Consider the following 13,319-nt stretch of genomic DNA (forward strand, 5'->3'; position numbering starts at 1 on the left):
GGAGACCGGGATTACCGCGACATCATCATCTGCCCCATGAACGCCTCGATCTGCGGCAGCGTCACGTAGCCGGTCCGCTGCGCGTCGATCTGGTCGAAGTGCTTGGCGACCATCGGCATGCCGGCGGCCGCCTGCTCGCGCGTCAGCTTGCCGTCGTGCGTGGTATTTGCACTGGCGAAGCGGCCTTGCAGTTGCTGCATCGCACGCTCCACCCGGGGGTTGGCGGCAGCGGGCATGTCAGCGCTTTGCGCTAACGCACCGGCGGAAGCCAGGCACACGGCGGCTACTGCAATCATCTTCTTCATGGTGTTTCTCCGTTTGGCCGGCCTCTGCCGGCGTTGTGAACTCAGGTTCGCGGATATGCATACCGCACCCGCGCAGTGGCCCGGGAATATCACCGCACCAGGTAGACCGGGCGGGATGCGACGTAGACGGTACGCGGCAGCGGCGTGGCTTTCACGACTACCGTCGGCAGCGGCGCCGAGGCCACGACCACCTTGGGTGCAGGCTTGACCACCACCTTAGGCGGCGGCGCAACCACCACCGCCGGCGGACGGACATACACGCTGGCCGGGACGACCACCACCGTCGAGGCGAAGGCCTGGCTGCTTGCCAGCAGGACCAGCGTACCGGCGGCAGCGCCAAGGAAGCGGGGAATGCGGAGGTATTTGGAGAAGCGCGAGGTCATCACAAGTCCTTCAGGTTCGGTTTCAGCCGGCCGGTGCAGCGCGGCAACGGACCGAACTATAGGTCGGGGCCTGGCGAATTTCGACGCGGAAAACATGTCGCGGTGTTACACGACGGCAGCCCCGTCAGGCATGACATGCGCCGACATATTTCCCACATGGCGCCGGCAGCGATCGGCCACTACATTTGCCTCACCGACGCAGCAATGCCGCTCCCCGCAAAGCAAGGCGTCACCACTCACCCCACAGGACGATCATGCACAGCCTCCACAAGATCACCCTTCTCGCCACAGTCTTCGTCGTGGCGATCTCACTGGTCGAAGCCTTCTTCCTGGCGCGCAGGACTCGCCAGCAAGGCAAGGCCTACCCCTGGCACGAAATGGGACTGTCGCTGGCCGACATGGCCGGACGCAAGCTGATGGCACTGCTGCCGCTGTCCCTGGCCACTCCGATCTTCGCGCTCGCCTGGCAACACCGGATCTTCACCGTTGAGATCAACAGCGCGCTGGCCGTGCTGCTGCTCTTCCTCGGACAAGAGTTCTGCTACTACTGGTACCACCGCGCCTCGCACCGCATCCGCTTCTTCTGGGCGACGCACGCGGTGCACCACTCGCCGAACGAACTGACGCTGGGCACCGCCTATCGCCTCGGCTGGACCGGCAAGATCCTCGGCGCGTCGATGTTCTTTGCCCCGCTGGTCTGGCTTGGTGTTCGTCCGGAGGTCGTGCTGTCCACGCTGAGCCTGAACCTGCTGTACCAGTTCTGGCTGCACACCACCTGGATTCCCAAGCTGGGCTGGTTCGAAAAAGTGTTCAACACCCCGTCGGCGCACCGCGTGCACCATGCCTCGAACGTGGATTACCTGGATGCCAACTACGGCGGCGTGCTGATCATCTTCGACCGCCTGTTCGGCACCTACGTGGAAGAGCGTGAAGACGAACCGTGCCGCTACGGCCTGGTCCACCCCACCACCACGCACAACCCGTTCGTCAACCAGTTCGAACACTGGATCGGCCTGGGCAAGGACATGATCAACGCCGGCAGCCTGCCGAACGCGCTCGGTTACCTGCTGATGCCTCCGGGCTGGGCACCGGACGGGAAGGGTCAGACGACGGAGGTCCTGCGGCAGCAGCAAGCCATGGAGCGCGCGGTGCCGGTCAGTGCGAGGTAACAGGCAGGATGGAGGAGATGAAGCGGGCAGCGCAGGCTGCCCGCTTTTTTTGTTCTTCGACGATTTCCGCCGAGATCGGCCGCCCATCGCTGATCGGGCAGCAGGCTCACCTGCTGGGCGCGCTGGTCGCGTCGACGTATTTGGTGGTCAAGCGACGCCCAATCAGGCCGCCGCCAGCGACGAACACCAGCGCCACACCGAGATTCCAAAGCAGGATCATCGCGCTGGCATCCAGGGGATGAATGACTGAAAGGACCGCTGCCGTCATCGCGGCTACCGCGAGCGCCGCGGACATTGCCACGGGTGCAGGCGAGAGACGTGCCACATGACGCAGCATAATCAGCAGGGCGGCCGATAGCGGCGTGCTCACCATCAAGAGCGTCGCGAAGCAGCGTGCCGTCTCGCCGGGCAAGATGCCATCGGGTCCGATCGCGACCCAGTTCATCAGGCAACCGTAACCGATCGTACCCATCCAGGCGGCCAGCGCAGGCAGTGGCAACCACAGCCATCGGCGCGAGCGGCCTGGTACACCGCCGATCATGGCGGCGGCCGCGGCCAGGATACCGGTCAGGATGGCGGCCGCAACGCCGGCGACAAAGGCAGGCTGGTGCAGCTTCAGCGCCAGGTCTGGCCGCACGCCATGGACGAGCGCAACCAGTGCCAGCATCAGGGACGCCAGCAGCAACCAGCCCGCCAGCCGCACCGCAGGCCGGCGCAGGCGCCGCACCGGCGTGGCGTCGGCCACCAGCGAGTCGATCAGGTCTGGGGTGGGTTTCATGGCTTGTTACCTTGCCATCCGAACAGTTTGCGGAGCGTCCTCAGGGCGCGATGGGTGGCCACCTTCAACGCCCCGACTGACATCCCGCTGACAGTTGCAGCCTCCTTCAATGACATTTCGTCCAGTTTCAGCAATCGCAGCGCCTCGCGCTGCGCGGCAGGAAGGCGCTCCACCGCTTCGCGCACTGCGCGTGCATCCGGCGCCGTCTCCTGGAAGTTCGCGCCGGGCGTCGAAATGGTTTCCTGTTCCATCTCAAGCGGTGTTTCTCGCGAACTGGTGCGTCCGTGCCGGCGCAGGCTGTCGACGATGCGCCGATTGGCAATGGCAACCAGCCATGGGCCGAACGGGCGCGCCGGGTCGTAAGTGTGGCGCACCGCGTGTACTGTGAGCAGCACTTCCTGCACGGTATCCTCGATGTCGGTGCAGTTACCAAGCTGGCGTGCCGCCAGCGCGCGAATGTAAGGGGTGATGTCTTCAAGCAGGCGCCGGTACGTCTCGCGATCGCCCTCCTGTGCGCGAGCCATCATGGCCGACCAGTCCGGTGTTCCATCCGGGCGAAGCGCAATCCCGGGCCCGCGCCCGGACCCGCGCCTGGAGCGCGGCGCATCCCGCGCAGCGTCCGCGTGCTCCGGACCGGTGCCGGCATGTTGGTCTGAAGGATTTGCCTGGGACGACATACCCACATTCTGCTTCACTGGAAATCGCCTGTCGCGCATCTTGAAATTTTCAGGGATGCGTAACCTTTGGTCGCCTCAGACCGAATTTCCTGACACGGCTCGGATCCGGGGCCGCAACCTTCAGGAGATTGCAACATGAACAAGCATGCATTGGCAGCCTCGACCTTGTCGTCCGCGCTGGGCCTCGCGCTTGCCATGATCGCCGTGCCCGCGCAGGCGCAAGCCACGAAGGACATGAGTGCGATGCCGCAGGTCGTCAAGGACAACATGACGAGGATGGAAAAAGGCAAGCTGGAAAAGTGCTACGGCATCAATGCTGTCGCCAGGAACGACTGCGCGGAGGGTGTCCATTCCTGCGCTGGACAAGCCACCCAGGCGCGTGATGCCAAGTCGTTCGTGCTGCTTCCCGCGGGCGATTGCAGCAAAATCCAGGGCGGCAAGCTGAAAGCCTCCTGAGGCCGGCGACCATGGCTGCCCTCCATCAACACGGGCCGGGCCTGATCCCGCTGCGCGCCGGGGTCGGACTGCGTTTCCGGCATCACCAGGCGGTGCTGGAGGAGCACCCTCCGATTGCGTGGTTTGAGGTGCATACGGAAAACTACATGGGCGGTGGCCGCGCGCCACGCTGCCTGGAGGCCATCCGCTCCGACTACCCGCTCTCGCTGCACGGCGTGGGCCTGTCCCTTGGCAGTGCCGAGGGGCTCGACCCGGCCCATCTGGCGCGCGTGTGCCAGATGGTCGAGAGGCTGGAACCCGGCCTGGTATCGGAACATCTTTCCTGGAGCATCGCAGGGGGAAAGTACCTTGCCGACCTGCTGCCGCTGCCGATGACCGAAGAGGCCCTGGCGGTGGTATGCCGGCATGTCGACCAGGTCCAGGACGCTTTGCGACGCAGCATCCTGCTCGAGAATCCGTCTACCTACTTCCAGTTCCGTCATTCGACCATTCCGGAGTGGGAGTTCCTCGCCGAAGTGGCGCGGCACACCGGGTGCGGCATCCTGTGTGACGTCAATAATATCTTTGTCAGCGCCAGCAATCATGGATGGGATGCCATGACATACCTGCGCGCGCTGTCGCCGGCCGCCATCGGCGAAATCCACCTGGCCGGCCACAGCATGCTGCAACTCGGACAGGGACAGGTCGTGTGCATCGACGACCACGGCTCGCGGGTGGCGCCACCGGTGTGGGCGTTATATGAGGCGGCGCTTGGGTTGTTCGGGCCAGTGCCGACGCTGATCGAATGGGATACGGATGTGCCGCCGCTCGACGTGCTGAGGGATGAGGCGCGTATTGCAGAGGCAGCCTTGGAGAGACAGCGGCATGCAATCCGATCTGCCATCGCTGCTTGATCTGCAGCACGCGCTCGCCAACGCGTTGAGGAATGCTGGCGACGGTCGCGCCTCGTCATCCGTGACCGCTGGCGCGCTTGCGCCGCAGGATCGGGTTGGCATCTACCGGAACACATCCACCGCCACGCTGGTGGCCGCGCTGCGCCTGTCATATCCGGCGGTGCAGGCCCTGGTGGGGCCAGAGTTCTTCGAAGGCGCGGCCCGGCTGTTCATCGAAGCAGAGCCCCCGCGCAGCGCATGGCTGGATGCGTATGGCGAGGGGTACCCCGATTTCCTGGCGCGCCTGCCCGAGGCCGCAGCAATCCCTTACCTGCCGGACGTCGCCCGCCTTGACTGGGCCGTGAATTCGGTGTTGCACGCGCCGGACGCCATGCCGCTTGACCTGGGCCGTCTGGCGGAACTGGACATGGCCGTGGCCGGCGAGATCTGTTTTGTGGCACACCCTGCGGTGCGCCTCGTGCAAGCCGATTCTCCTGTCGACGCCATCTGGCGGGCGGTGCTGATGCGCGACGACCGGGCGCTGGGGCTTGTCGACCTTGCATCGGGCCCGGTCAGCCTGCTGGTGCGCCGGGCATCCGACGGCATCGACGTCGACCGGATCCATGCCTGGCAATGGCAATTCGCAGCGGCCTTGCTGGCCGGCGCTCCACTGCACATCGCACTTGGCGCTGCCTCGCCGGCTGACGCTCACGCGTGGCTGGCCACCCTGCTGTGCGCTGGCTGTTTCACCGGATTCGGCCGCGCGCCATGCGCCTGATCTGACTATCGCGGAGCTTTCGTCATGACACATATCACGCACTCAGCCCGGTCCTCGTTCACGCTCGGCGCGCATTTCCGGCGCGCGGTGGGCTGGCTGGATCGAATTCCGTACTCGGCTCTCGCCGTCCCACTGCGCGTCGCGGTGGCCACTGTCTTCTGGCATTCGGCCATGGCCAAGCTGGCGAACCTGGAGACGGCTTTCGAACTTTTCCGCGAAGAATACCGGCTGCCGTTGCTGCCACCCGAAGTGGCTGTCTACCTGGCCGTGTCCGTCGAGCTGACCGCGCCAGTGCTGCTGCTCCTCGGCCTGGCAACCCGGCTCGCAGCACTGGTACTGTTGTGCATGACGGCAGTGATACAGCTCTTCGTCTATCCACAGGCATGGCCGACGCATATCCAGTGGGGAGCGATGCTGTTGGTATTGCTGGCGCGGGGTGCGGGGACCCTTTCGGCCGATTGGCTGATCCGGCGGCATGCCATGTGCACTGGGGAGCAATGACCCGCGTGGACCGCTTGGTGATGTGCAGTTTCTTGCAAGGGAGGGGCGATGCGAGACGTCATCCTGGAATCCGTTCTGACTTGTCCGCATTGCGGTTGGGCACAGCAGGAGACGATGCCGACGGATGCCTGCGTGTTCTTCTATGAGTGTGCAAACTGCAAGACGCTGCTGAAGCCCGCTCCTGGTGACTGCTGCGTGTTCTGCTCGTTCGGGACAGTCAGGTGTCCGCCGGCGCAGCAAGGACACTGCTGTGAAGGAAAGTTCTGATGTGAAACGTCTGCCGCAGAACGACGAGGATGAGGTCGTCCGTCGGATCATCCCCTTCACGGATATCTGTGATGAACCCTTTCTTTATTACACTGAACGTTCGGCTCAACACGTTACCCCGCTTCCGGAGAGACACCCATGAAGGCCTGGATTGCAAAGGCAGTTGGAGCGCTTGGCTGTGCCATGGCCTTGCTTGCGGGTCCGGCGAGCGGCGCCGAGCCGGCCACGCTGGTCATTTCGGCTGGTATGCAGCAATGCAGCTGGACGGCCGATGCGCTGCTAAAGGACCGTCGGCTCACCAACGTGACGGTCGACGATGACAACCTGAAACGCCGCCTGACATTCAAGGCGATCCCGATGGCCTCCCTGTTGCGCGGCATGCCTGCGGAAGCCGGCGCGACTGCCACGACAGCGGCCAGCGATGGCTATGTCTCTCACCTGCCGCTGCGTATGCTGCTGGCCGATAGCGCCGACGAGCCGCGGGCCTGGCTGGCCGTGGAAAATCCTGCACGGCCGTGGCCGAAGCTCAAGGGCCAGGGCATCGGCCCGTTTCGGCTGATCTGGACGCTGCCGTCGGGGCGCGCCGCATCCGTGGTCAATGAAAGCCACTGGACCTACAACATCGCGCGCATCGATATCACCGCATCGCCCGCGGAGCGCTTTGCGGCCATCCGCCCTGCCTCCGACCAGCCGGCCGATGGCCCCGTCATGCGCGGCTTCGCGACCTTCCAGCGGGTCTGCTTCTCATGCCACTCGCTGAACAAGGTGGGCGATGCCCACCTCGGCCCGGATCTCAATGTGCCGCACAGCGCGGTGGAGTACATGGGCGACGACAAACTGGCCAGCCTGATCCGCGACCCGCAGTCACTACGCTGGTGGCCGGGCGCGCGCATGCCGGCCATCGACGAAAGGACGCTATCGGATGCCGACCTGAAGGACCTGCTGGCGTACCTGCATCATATGGCCGGGCGCAAGGGCTCCTGAGGCCAGGGTTGCGTCAGGTCTTCTCCGGCATGGCCGACGAATGATGGCTTGTGATCAGCCATTGCGAACCGCCAGGCAAGCAATGCAGGTCAGCTTCATGGCTAGCTCCCTGGATTTATGGTGAGAACCAGAATGCACGCAATGCGGTATGGATTATCCCGCCGGGGTTAGCCCTGTCTGCATCGTGCCGGCGCAGTGGGGACAAAAGCGGGGACACAAGCGGGGATAAAAGCGGCGACAAGCCACGCGACAAAGCGCCCATTTAAGCGCCCCATTTAAGCGCCGCCATAATACAGGCGACCGGTGCTAAGCCTGCGCTGCCCCTGCCCGAAGGTCCGTCATGATCTGCTCGGCAAGGAAATCGCAAGGCGGCCGCTTGGACTTTGCGCTTCGGGCAAGGATAAGCTCGAGCGGCGGCAGGTCGGGCAGCCCATGGGCCTGGCCAAGCACGGCCAGTTGTGGCGGGATCGCGCATCGGGCCAGCGCCGCGACGGCCAGGCCAGCCTCGACCATGCTGAGCAAACCCAGCAGGCTCGGGCTCTCGTACGACGTTCGATGCGCAATCCGTGCTCGATCCAGGCTGCGGATCGCGTTCTCGCGCGCCACGCTGCCCGGCATGAACACGGCGATGGGCAACGGCCTGTCCTCCCACACTTGCGGCCCGTTCGTCATGGCGGCCCATGCCATCGGCTCGTAACGGATGAAGTCGCCCGACAAGCCCTTCACGCGTGTGCCGCAGACAAGGTCGACGGTGCTGTCCTTGACCAGTGGCGCGAGCGCGCTGCTGGGCAGGCCGACTACCTGGATCTGCACTTTCGGGTACGTCGTCGAGAACTTCTTCAACACCGATGGCAGCAGCGATGATGCGTAGTCGTCGGGCACCCCGATCGCTACCTTGCCCGTCACCTCCGGCCGTACCACGGCGGCCCAGGCTTCGTCGTGCAGGGCCAGCATCCGCCGGGCGAAGCCCAGCAGCACTTCACCCTCGTGCGTGAGCACGATGCTGCGGGGCCGCCGCACGAACAGGGGCCGGCCCAGCGCTTCCTCGAGTGCCTTGATTTGCATGCTGACGGCGGACTGCGAACGGTTCACCGCCTCGGCGGCGCGCGTCATGTTGCCGGTCTCGGCGACGGCGACTACCGTAGCCAGGACATCGTGGTCAAGCATCTTCATAGCTATCAGGAAAACTGAATACAACAATCAATATTATGCGTTTTTCTTCTTGAAAACGGCGTGCGATATTTGGCAACAACAAACAAAAACGTGGACCGCAACCTTGCACCACGTCTTGACCGCGGGATTTCGGTATCCGCCTTCCGAGCATGGACAACAAAGCCGCTTCGCTACTCGTCGACCACCCGCTACGCGCCTCCCTCGTCGCTGAATTGCACGCCCGCCCCTTTCTCCGGCTCAGCGGCAGCGTGTCACTGACCCACTATGCGATCTATTCGGACGAGGATCCTGCGATCCACGAGTATCTCGTTCGTACCTTGTGCGAACAGACCGGCATGGCGCTGCCCACGGACGGGGTCACGCACCACGCCGTGCAATCGCCCTTCGGCTGGCACTTGAAATGGGAGCGGCACACCGAGTTCTCCACCTTCACGTTCGTCAGTCCGCGCGACGACACAGACTACTTCAATGACCTCGCCATCCATGGGGTTCCGGCGGATTGGCTGAGCCTGCTGGCGGGCAAGCGCTTTCATGCGGTCCGGATGGAGTTGCTGTCGGGAAACGCCGCGGCCGCAGTCAGCGCGGACTTGCGCCACTGGCTCGACGGGCCGGTTCTCGTCGGCAGCGATGTCCTGGGCGGCGGCAAGGTCTACTGCGACTGGAATGTGCGGGCCGACGGCTATATGCGCATCCTTGCGATCGACGAGGACTTCCGCGAGGAACAGGGCGGCAGGCTGCTGCAGCGGCTCTACGAGATCGAGACGTATCGCATGATGGCGTTGCTGGCGTTGCCGGTCGCACGCAGCCTTGGCCGGGAACTCGACGACATTCACGCGTCGCTCCAGCAACTGATGCGGGCCATGGACGCCCGCCGCGCCGGCGACGACGATGCGGAACTGCTGGACAGGCTCACCGAACTGGCCGTGCGCGTGGAATCGCTGTCCGGGCACAGCGGACGCTTCAGCGCGTCGCGTGCGTATGAGCGAATCGTGCTGGCGCGGATCCAGGAGCTGCGGGAACAGCGGATCGAAGGCATGCCGACGATCTCGGAATTCATGGAGCGGCGTTTCGGACCCGCCATGGAGACGTGCCGCAGCGTCTGGTCACGCCACGAACAGATCGCGGCACGGGTCGCACGTGCCGTCGACCTGCTCCGCACCCGCGTCAACCTGACCCAGGAGCGTGACGTCACCCGGCTGCTGGCCGGACTGGACCGTACCGCGCGGAACCAGCTGCATCTGCAGCATGCCGTCGAGGGGCTGTCAGTGGCCGCGATCTCGTATTACGTACTGTCCATCGCCGCAGCGGGGTTGAAGGCGCTGCATGTCGTGAAACTGCCCGTCGACCCCGAGTTGGCCGAAGGCTTGCTGATCCTGCCCGTGGTGCTGATCGTGTTCGGCATCATCAAACGCAGCCGGACCCAGAAATCCCACGATGGCGTTGCCCAGGCAAGCCGCGCCTGAAACGTAGTCGACCTGAAGCGCTTATTACCGAGAAACGCATATGAACGCCACCACGAGCATTGACCCGTCTCCCATATCGTTGCCAGCGGCAACCCGGCAAGCGCCGCAGCCCGGGCCGCATTGGGTGAGCCAGCAGAGAACACCCACGGAAGTGCTGACGGACAACTCGAACGACCGGCCAGACGTCGCGACGATCGCGATTCTTGGCTACAACTGACGCAAAAAAACGCCCGCCCGGAAACCGGGCGGGCAAGTACTGCCTCTCCTTACCTCTTACTGCGTCGATTTCACCTTCCGTCGCGCGCTTCAGCGCGCCGCCGCCTTCATCCTCACAGCCACCGCATCCGCCGCGGCCGGGGTACGGTTAGCCAGCCCCAGCACCACCTGCCAGGCAAACGACACCGCGCCGACGATAAACACCACGTCGCCGAACGTGCGCACCCAGCGCAGCGTCTGCAGGATAGGCTGCTGCATGAACTCCTCGCTGCGCGAGTACCACGTGCCATGCTCGACGCTGGCCAGGAACTGGATGATGCCGACGGGCAGCAGGCTGGTGCCGATCATCAGTACCAGGCCGGCGTTCAGGCCCCAGAAGGCGGTCTTCATCAGCGCCGGGCTCAGCCGGTACGCCGGCCGCACGTAGCGCAGCACCAGCAGCGTGAAGCCCAGTGCCAGGAAGCCATAGACCCCGAACAGCGCCGCATGGGCGTGGACCGGCGTGGTGTTCTGGCCCTGGATGTAGTACAGCGCGATCGGCGGGTTGATCATGAAGCCGAATACGCCGGCGCCCAGCATGTTCCAGAACGCCACCGCGACGAAGCACATTAGCGGCCACTTCAGGTCCGCCATCCACGGCGCGCGCTGCTTCAGGCTCCAGTTCTCCCAGGCCTCATGGCCCAGCACGATCAGCGGCACCACTTCCAGCGCGCTGAACGCGGCGCCGACCGCCATCACCGGCGTGGTGGTGCCGGCAAAGTACAGGTGGTGGAAGGTGCCGGGGATGCCGCCGAGCATGAACAGCGATGCCGAGGCCAGGCTGGCCGCGGTCGCCATCGGGCGCGACACCAGCCCCAGCGTGGCGAAGATAAAGGCCAGCGCGGTGGTGGCGAAGACCTCGAAGAAGCCTTCCACCCACAGGTGCACCACCCACCAGCGCCAGTACTCCATCACCGTCAGGCTGGTGCGCTCGCCGTAGGCCAGGCCCGCGCCGTAGAACAGGCCGATCGCCACCACCGACGAGGTCAGCAGCGCCAGCAGGTTGCGGTCGGTGCCGCGCGCGCGCAGCGCCGGCAGGATGCCGCGCATCATCAGCACGAGCCAGATCAGGATGCCGGCGAACTTGCCGATCTGCCACAGCCGGCCCAGGTCGACATATTCATAGCCCTGGTGGCCCAGCCAGAAGTTCAGGTGCGGCGGCAGCTTCTGCGCAATCGCCAGGTAGTTGCCGGCAAACGAGCCCACCACCACGACCACCAGCGCCCAGAACAGGACATCGACGCCGAGCCGCTGGAACTTCGGGTCCTTGCCGCCGTTGATCAGCGGCGCCAGGAACAGGCCAGCGGCCAGGAAGCCCGTGGCGATCCAGAACAACGCGCTCTGGATATGCCAGGTGCGCACCAGCGCGTACGGGAACCACTGCGATACGTCGATGCCATAGAACTTCTGCCCCTCGACGGTGTAGTGCGCGGTAAAGCCGCCCAGGAACACCTGGAACACGAACAGCGCCACCACCAGGAACAGGTACTTGCCCAGCGCGCGCTGCGACGGGGTCAGCGCCACCGACAGCAGCGGGTCGCGCGCGGGCGCCTGCGGCGGCGTCTCTTCCTTGCCGCGCAGGAAGGCCCATGCCCACACCAGGAAGCCCACGCCGGCCAGCAGCACCACCACGCTGATCACCGACCACACCACGTTTTCGCTGGTCGGCTTGTTGCCGATCAGCGGCTCATGCGGCCAGTTGTTGGTGTAGGTGGCTTCATGCCCGGGACGCGCGGTCGAGGCGACCCATGCGGTCCAGAAGAAGAACTGTGTCAGCTGCTGGCGCCGCTCGGCGCTGGGCAGCGTGTTCTCCTTCATGGCGTAGTGATCGCGCGTGGTGTGCAGTGCCGGCGCGTCGGAGAAGAGCTGGTCGTAGTAGGCCGCGGTGTTGGCGATGGCCTGCGCGCGGCGCTTCGACACGGTCAGCACGTTGGTGGCCGGATCGGTGGCGTTGCCGCGGTATTCCGTGCGCAACTGCTCGCGCAGCGCGGCCTGTTCGGGCGCGGCCAGCTTGGCGTACGGACGGCCGTACGTGTCCTGCGCCGCCAGCTCGAGCCACGCGGTCAGTTCGCGGTGCAGCCAGTCGGCGGTCCAGTCCGGCGCCTGGTAGGCGCCATGGCCCCAGATCGAGCCGAGCTGCATGCCGCCCACCGACTGCCAGGCGGTCTGGCCGTCCAGGATCTCGTCGCCGGTGAACAGGGTGCGGCCTTCGGCCGTGACCACCTTGGCCGGCATTGGCGGGGCCTGCCGGTATACCTCGACGCCGTAGTAGCCGAGCAGGGAGAAAGTGACCGCCAGCACGGCGATCAGCATGAACCAGAGTCTGCGGTAGGAACCCATGATGCGAAGTCGTTTGGTTGTGATGGCTGGTGCGCGGCTCAGGCGTGGCCCGCGCAGCCGCAACCGGTGGCTGGCACGGTGGCGGCCACCGTGGCGGCCACTGCGGCGTTCTCGAACAGCACGTTGTTTTCCAGGTGGATGTGTTCCATCAGGTCTTCGCGCAGCGCGCGCAGGCCCAGGTAAAGCGCGCGCCAGGTATTGCAGGCCGCGCGCGGCAGCGTGATGTCGTTGGTCAGGTCGGCTACCCGCTGCAGCGCCACGCCATGGTCGTCATGCTCCATGCGCATCACCGCGATCGGGCGGCCGGCGGCGGCCTGCATGCCGCGCGTCAGCATCGGGAACAGCACCTGCTCTTCCTTCTGCATATGGGTTTCCAGCTCGCCGAGCATGCCGGCCAGGTGGTCGGCCAGGCCGACCGGGCAATCCGGCCGGTCGCCGTGGACCTGCTCGACCCGGCTTGCGAGCCGGATCAGTTCGGGCAACTGCTCGCGGTGACGAGCGTGGAAGCGCGTCAAAATATGGTCGATCAGCGCGGCCGGCGTCGCGGTGTTCCAGTCCTGTCCGGCGGGTGCGGCGTCGTCGTGCAGGGCACGCAGCCGCGCTTCGATTCTGTCGATGGCGGCGGCAGCGAGGCCTTTTTCGAGCGCGGCATCGCGCAGGGTCTGCTTGCCCCCGCAGCAGAAGTCGAGCGCGTAGTCATGGAAGATGCGCGTCGCGCCGGGGATGCGGCGGGCCAGCTGGCCGAGCGATTGGTCCTGGTAGGTCATGAGGTGCTCCTGTGTGGGAAGTTGCGTCCGCATGACATGACGCGAGGAGCGTGCCTGAAAAAAACCATTCCAGATCAAAGGGTTGTCACACGGATGGTTCTAAATACCCTAGACTGTTCGTGGTACTAATCACCCTAACTGGTGTTTTTCA

Annotated in this window: 16 protein-coding genes; 9 read left to right on the plus strand and 7 right to left on the minus strand. The window is 65.0% G+C overall.

The genetic code is table 11. The features are described 5' to 3' along the window. Positions 1-11 precede the first annotated feature (11 nt). Positions 12-305: an EF-hand domain-containing protein gene (locus E1J61_RS21215; RefSeq protein WP_133095961.1), complete on the minus strand. Its 294-nt coding sequence runs from the start codon at positions 303-305 to the stop codon at positions 12-14. 89 nt (positions 306-394) lie between these two features. After that, the gene (locus tag E1J61_RS21220) at positions 395-688 is read right to left on the minus strand and encodes a hypothetical protein (RefSeq protein ID WP_133095962.1); all 294 of its coding nucleotides are present in this window, start codon (positions 686-688) and stop codon (positions 395-397) included. A 254-nt stretch (positions 689-942) separates the two neighbouring features. Here E1J61_RS21220 and E1J61_RS21225 point away from each other — a divergent pair, with 254 nt between their 5' ends. Continuing rightward, positions 943-1,857 carry a sterol desaturase family protein gene (locus E1J61_RS21225; RefSeq protein ID WP_133095963.1) on the plus strand — a complete coding sequence of 305 codons (915 nt, stop codon included), beginning with the start codon at positions 943-945 and terminating at the stop codon, positions 1,855-1,857. 106 nt (positions 1,858-1,963) lie between these two features. Here E1J61_RS21225 and E1J61_RS21230 read toward each other — a convergent pair whose 3' ends face one another. After that, complete coding sequence (locus E1J61_RS21230) at positions 1,964-2,635, minus strand: NrsF family protein (RefSeq protein ID WP_133095964.1); 672 nt, start codon at positions 2,633-2,635, stop codon at positions 1,964-1,966. Then, on the minus strand, positions 2,632-3,162 hold the full coding sequence (locus E1J61_RS21235; protein WP_243736938.1) for a sigma-70 family RNA polymerase sigma factor: 531 nt from the start codon (positions 3,160-3,162) through the stop codon (positions 2,632-2,634). The genes E1J61_RS21230 and E1J61_RS21235 overlap by 4 nt, the downstream gene beginning before the upstream one ends. 285 nt (positions 3,163-3,447) lie before the next feature. Here E1J61_RS21235 and E1J61_RS21240 point away from each other — a divergent pair, with 285 nt between their 5' ends. The 6 genes from E1J61_RS21240 to E1J61_RS21265 all read left to right on the plus strand — a co-directional run bounded on the left by E1J61_RS21240 (position 3,448) and on the right by E1J61_RS21265 (position 7,170). Next, positions 3,448-3,768 (plus strand): DUF2282 domain-containing protein, encoded by a 321-nt coding sequence (locus tag E1J61_RS21240; RefSeq protein ID WP_133095965.1) that lies wholly within the window; start codon positions 3,448-3,450, stop codon positions 3,766-3,768. A gap of 11 nt (positions 3,769-3,779) precedes the next feature. After that, positions 3,780-4,661 carry a DUF692 domain-containing protein gene (locus tag E1J61_RS21245; protein WP_133095966.1) on the plus strand — a complete coding sequence of 294 codons (882 nt, stop codon included), beginning with the start codon at positions 3,780-3,782 and terminating at the stop codon, positions 4,659-4,661. Continuing rightward, positions 4,633-5,418, plus strand: a complete 786-nt coding sequence (locus E1J61_RS21250; RefSeq protein WP_133095967.1) for a DNA-binding domain-containing protein — start codon at positions 4,633-4,635, stop codon at positions 5,416-5,418. The genes E1J61_RS21245 and E1J61_RS21250 overlap by 29 nt, the downstream gene beginning before the upstream one ends. Positions 5,419-5,442: 24 nt before the next feature. After that, positions 5,443-5,919: a DoxX family protein gene (locus E1J61_RS21255; RefSeq protein WP_133095968.1), complete on the plus strand. Its 477-nt coding sequence runs from the start codon at positions 5,443-5,445 to the stop codon at positions 5,917-5,919. Between the two features lie 48 nt (positions 5,920-5,967). Beyond that, positions 5,968-6,186, plus strand: coding sequence for a GDCCVxC domain-containing (seleno)protein (locus E1J61_RS38345; protein ID WP_133095969.1), 219 nt, complete (start codon positions 5,968-5,970; stop codon positions 6,184-6,186). A 138-nt stretch (positions 6,187-6,324) separates the two neighbouring features. Continuing rightward, positions 6,325-7,170, plus strand: coding sequence for a cytochrome c (locus E1J61_RS21265; RefSeq protein WP_133095970.1), 846 nt, complete (start codon positions 6,325-6,327; stop codon positions 7,168-7,170). A 306-nt stretch (positions 7,171-7,476) separates the two neighbouring features. On the opposite strand, the gene E1J61_RS21270 is transcribed toward E1J61_RS21265, so the two are convergent. Further along, a complete protein-coding gene (locus E1J61_RS21270) occupies positions 7,477-8,343 on the minus strand; it encodes a LysR family transcriptional regulator (RefSeq protein ID WP_133095971.1) in 867 nt (288 codons plus the stop codon). 149 nt (positions 8,344-8,492) lie between these two features. On the opposite strand from E1J61_RS21270, the gene E1J61_RS21275 reads away from it, so the two are divergent. Together E1J61_RS21275 and E1J61_RS37450 are read left to right on the plus strand one after the other, a co-directional pair. Further along, a complete protein-coding gene (locus E1J61_RS21275; RefSeq protein WP_133095972.1) occupies positions 8,493-9,806 on the plus strand; it encodes a DUF3422 family protein in 1,314 nt (437 codons plus the stop codon). A gap of 40 nt (positions 9,807-9,846) precedes the next feature. Further along, positions 9,847-10,023 carry a hypothetical protein gene (locus E1J61_RS37450; protein ID WP_165971511.1) on the plus strand — a complete coding sequence of 59 codons (177 nt, stop codon included), beginning with the start codon at positions 9,847-9,849 and terminating at the stop codon, positions 10,021-10,023. Between the two features lie 89 nt (positions 10,024-10,112). On the opposite strand, the gene E1J61_RS21280 is transcribed toward E1J61_RS37450, so the two are convergent. Both E1J61_RS21280 and ytfE read right to left on the minus strand, forming a co-directional pair. After that, complete coding sequence (locus E1J61_RS21280; RefSeq protein WP_133095973.1) at positions 10,113-12,401, minus strand: nitric-oxide reductase large subunit; 2,289 nt, start codon at positions 12,399-12,401, stop codon at positions 10,113-10,115. A gap of 38 nt (positions 12,402-12,439) precedes the next feature. Then, the gene (gene ytfE, locus E1J61_RS21285; RefSeq protein WP_133095974.1) at positions 12,440-13,168 is read right to left on the minus strand and encodes an iron-sulfur cluster repair protein YtfE; all 729 of its coding nucleotides are present in this window, start codon (positions 13,166-13,168) and stop codon (positions 12,440-12,442) included. Positions 13,169-13,319 lie beyond the last annotated feature (151 nt).

It is taken from the genome of Cupriavidus sp. L7L (genome assembly GCF_004353535.1).
Taxonomy (GTDB): Bacteria; Pseudomonadota; Gammaproteobacteria; order Burkholderiales; family Burkholderiaceae; genus Cupriavidus; species Cupriavidus oxalaticus_A.

Coding starts and splice junctions, on each gene's coding strand:
- E1J61_RS21215 (WP_133095961.1), bottom strand. CDS start 305: ATGAAGAAGATGATTGCAGTAGCCGCCGTGTGCCTGGCTTCCGCCGGT.
- E1J61_RS21220 (WP_133095962.1), bottom strand. CDS start 688: ATGACCTCGCGCTTCTCCAAATACCTCCGCATTCCCCGCTTCCTTGGC.
- E1J61_RS21225 (WP_133095963.1), top strand. CDS start 943: ATGCACAGCCTCCACAAGATCACCCTTCTCGCCACAGTCTTCGTCGTG.
- E1J61_RS21230 (WP_133095964.1), bottom strand. CDS start 2,635: ATGAAACCCACCCCAGACCTGATCGACTCGCTGGTGGCCGACGCCACG.
- E1J61_RS21235 (WP_243736938.1), bottom strand. CDS start 3,162: ATGATGGCTCGCGCACAGGAGGGCGATCGCGAGACGTACCGGCGCCTG.
- E1J61_RS21240 (WP_133095965.1), top strand. CDS start 3,448: ATGAACAAGCATGCATTGGCAGCCTCGACCTTGTCGTCCGCGCTGGGC.
- E1J61_RS21245 (WP_133095966.1), top strand. CDS start 3,780: ATGGCTGCCCTCCATCAACACGGGCCGGGCCTGATCCCGCTGCGCGCC.
- E1J61_RS21250 (WP_133095967.1), top strand. CDS start 4,633: ATGCAATCCGATCTGCCATCGCTGCTTGATCTGCAGCACGCGCTCGCC.
- E1J61_RS21255 (WP_133095968.1), top strand. CDS start 5,443: ATGACACATATCACGCACTCAGCCCGGTCCTCGTTCACGCTCGGCGCG.
- E1J61_RS38345 (WP_133095969.1), top strand. CDS start 5,968: ATGCGAGACGTCATCCTGGAATCCGTTCTGACTTGTCCGCATTGCGGT.
- E1J61_RS21265 (WP_133095970.1), top strand. CDS start 6,325: ATGAAGGCCTGGATTGCAAAGGCAGTTGGAGCGCTTGGCTGTGCCATG.
- E1J61_RS21270 (WP_133095971.1), bottom strand. CDS start 8,343: ATGAAGATGCTTGACCACGATGTCCTGGCTACGGTAGTCGCCGTCGCC.
- E1J61_RS21275 (WP_133095972.1), top strand. CDS start 8,493: ATGGACAACAAAGCCGCTTCGCTACTCGTCGACCACCCGCTACGCGCC.
- E1J61_RS37450 (WP_165971511.1), top strand. CDS start 9,847: ATGAACGCCACCACGAGCATTGACCCGTCTCCCATATCGTTGCCAGCG.
- E1J61_RS21280 (WP_133095973.1), bottom strand. CDS start 12,401: ATGGGTTCCTACCGCAGACTCTGGTTCATGCTGATCGCCGTGCTGGCG.
- ytfE (WP_133095974.1), bottom strand. CDS start 13,168: ATGACCTACCAGGACCAATCGCTCGGCCAGCTGGCCCGCCGCATCCCC.